Annotated in this window: 2 rRNA genes; both read left to right on the top strand. The window is 47.6% G+C overall.

Annotated elements, in window-relative coordinates:
- Positions 1-279: 279 nt before the first annotated feature.
- Positions 280-3,111 (top strand): 23S ribosomal RNA (locus V7S75_RS00010).
- A gap of 67 nt (positions 3,112-3,178) precedes the next feature.
- Positions 3,179-3,290: ribosomal RNA gene (rrf, locus tag V7S75_RS00005) — 5S ribosomal RNA — on the top strand.
- Positions 3,291-3,309: the final 19 nt, after the last annotated feature.

Below are 3,309 nucleotides of genomic sequence, written 5' to 3'. Positions count from 1 at the left end.
TTAGAGTTAAGAGTTAAGAGTTACAGATTAAGCGAACGAGTTTAATCAACAGATTGAAGGAGTAACTAATGACTAGCGACTAACGACTAGTGACTAGCGACTAAAAACACCACCCCTACCCTTTCCAAATGTGGGAAGCAAGAAGCGGGAGCGCTGTGAATGCGATGGAATGATCTATCAAAATTCACACAAGGTTCTTTGACATATTGTGAGAATAAAGTAAAGAGTAAGAGCAAATTAGAATTATTGAATCCTTCGGGATGAAGATATTTTATAAAAGAGTAAGTGAATTAAGGGCGTATGGGGGATGCCTAGGCTCTTGGAGGCGATGAAGGACGTGTTAAGCTGCGATAAGCTTCGGGGAGGTGCACAAGACCTTTAATCCGAAGATTTCCGAATGGGGCAACCCAGTAGATTGAAGATCTATTATTCTATTTAAGATAGAAGGCGAACCTGCTGAACTGAAACATCTAAGTAAGCAGAGGAAGAGAAAACAAAAGTGATTCCGTAAGTAGTGGCGAGCGAACGCGGATTAGCCCAAACCAGTGTTGTTGCGGCAAGACTGGGGTTGTAGGACCACGACATCGATTATATAAAGGAACAAGAACTGTCTGGGAAGGCAGGCCGTAGAAGGTGAGAGCCCTGTATTGGTAAGCTTATGTAATTGTAGTGGTATCCTGAGTAGGGGGGGACTGGAGAAATCCCCTTTGAATCTGCCGGCACCATCCGGTAAGGCTAAATACTACCAAGAGACCGATAGTGAACGAGTACTGTGAAGGAAAGGTGAAAAGTACCCTGAGTAAGGGGGTGAAAAGACCCTGAAACCATACGCTTACAAGCGGTCGGAGCCCTTATTGGGGTGACGGCGTGCCTTTTGCATAATGAGCCTACGAGTTACTTTCACTGGCGAGGTTAATCATATAGATGTGAGCAGCCGGAGCGAAAGCGAGTCTGAATAGGGCGCTTAGTCAGTGGGAGTAGACGCGAAACTTTGTGATCTACCCATGAGCAGGTTGAAGCTCCGATAACACGGAGTGGAGGACCGAACCAGTTTACGTTGAAAAGTATTTGGATGACTTGTGGGTAGGGGTGAAAGGCCAATCAAACTGAGAAATAGCTCGTACTCCCCGAAATGTTTTTAGGAACAGCCTCGGGGTTAAGTTTTAAGCAGGTAAAGCTACCAATAGGACTAGGGGGAGTCAAATCCTACCAAATCCTGATGAACTCTGAATGGCTTAAAATATACCCGGGAGTGAGGGTTGGGGTGCTAAGGTCCCAATCCGAGAGGGAAAGAACCCAGACCAACAGCTAAGGTCCCAAAATCTTTACTAAGTTGAACTAAGGAAGTCTGATTGCAGTGACAGCCAGGATGTTAGCTTGGAAGCAGCTATTCATTTAAAGAGTGCGTAACAGCTCACTGGTCGAGCGAGGCGGGCATCGATAATAAACGGGCATCAAGTAAAGTACCGAAGCTTTGGATTATATTTATATACTGGTAGGGGAGCATTCTGATCTGCGGTGAAGGTTGAGCGACGAGCTTGGCTGGAGCGTTCAGAAAAGCAAATGTAGGCATGAGTAACGATAATGAGGGCGAGAAACCCTCACGCCGAAAGACTAAGGTTTCCTCAGCTATGCTAATCAACTGAGGGTTAGTCGGGGGCTAAGGGTCTAGCGAAAGCGACAACCTAATGCACAGCAGGTTAATATTCCTGCACTTACTTATTGGGCAAATAGATGACGGAGATTACAGGTTACCAGATACTGACGGAATAGTGTCTTTGAGAGGCGGCAGCAATGCCAAAACGAGTGTAGTGAGTAAACTTCCAAGAAAAGTCTAGGCGTGTATAACTGATAAGTAACCCGTACCGTAAACCGACACAGGTGGTCGAGAAGAATATTCTAAGGCGCTCGAGTGAATCACGGCTAAGGAACTCGGCAAATTAACCCTGTAACTTCGGGATAAAGGGAGCCTCGAGCAATCGAGGCCGCAGAGAAATGGCCCAGGCGACTGTTTAACAAAAACACATGGCTTTGCTAAATCGAAAGATGACGTATAAGGCCTGACACCTGCCCGGTGCTGGAAGGTTAAGGGGGGATGTTAGCCGCAAGGCGAAGCATTGAACTGAAGCCCCAGTAAACGGCGGCCGTAACTATAACGGTCCTAAGGTAGCGAAATTCCTTGTCGGGTAAGTTCCGACCTGCACGAATGGTGTAACGATCTGGGCACTGTCTCAGCCGTGAGCTCGGTGAAATTGTAGTAACGGTGAAGATGCCGTTTACCCGCAACGGGACGGAAAGACCCCATGAACCTTTACTATAGCTTAGCATTGAGTTTTGGTACTGGATGTGTAGGATAGGTGGGAGGCTGTGAGCCGGTGTCGCTAGGCATCGGGGAGCCAACGTTGAAATACCACCCTTCTTGTACTGGAATTCTAATCCCCAAAGGGGAGACATTGCTTGGTGGGTAGTTTGACTGGGGTGGTCGCCTCCAAAAGAGTAACGGAGGCTTTCAAAGGTTCCCTCAGCACGCTTGGTAACCGTGCGTAGAGTGCAATAGCAAAAGGGAGCTTGACTGTGAGACCGACAAGTCGATCAGGTACGAAAGTAGGATATAGTGATCCGGTGGTTTAGTATGGAACAGCCATCGCTCAAAGGATAAAAGGTACTCTGGGGATAACAGGCTGATCTCCCCCAAGAGCTCACATCGACGGGGAGGTTTGGCACCTCGATGTCGGCTCGTCACATCCTGGGGCTGGAGAAGGTCCCAAGGGTTCGGCTGTTCGCCGATTAAAGTGGCACGCGAGCTGGGTTCAGAACGTCGTGAGACAGTTCGGTCCCTATCTGTTGTGGGCGTAGGAATATTGACAGGTTCTGACTTTAGTACGAGAGGACCGAGTTGGACTGACCGCTGGTATATCAGTTGTTCTGCCAAGGGCATAGCTGAGTAGCCACGTCGGGACCAGATAAGCGCTGAAAGCATCTAAGTGCGAAACTGACCTGAAGATGAGTATTCCATGAAGGGTCCGTGTAGACGACACGGTCGATAGGCTACAGATGTAAAGGCAGTAATGTCAAAGTCGAGTAGTACTAATTACCCGAAAGCTTACCTTTTATTAATTTACACACTGCTGTTTATTTTATCTCACAATATGGAAAAAGGCTATGACCTTGTAAAAAGTATGGAGCCGATAGGACGGGTGTTCACCTCTTCCCATCTCGAACAGAGAAGTTAAGCCCCGCACCGCTGATGATACTGGGATCAAACCCGGGAAAGTAAGTAAGCTCCAAGTTATTATAGAAGACCTGCAC

The organism is Aquirufa sp. TARAVU-A1A (assembly GCF_054558675.1).
The sequence above is the reverse complement of the archived record's forward strand: the minus strand, read 5'-3'. Positions and strand labels throughout refer to the sequence as shown.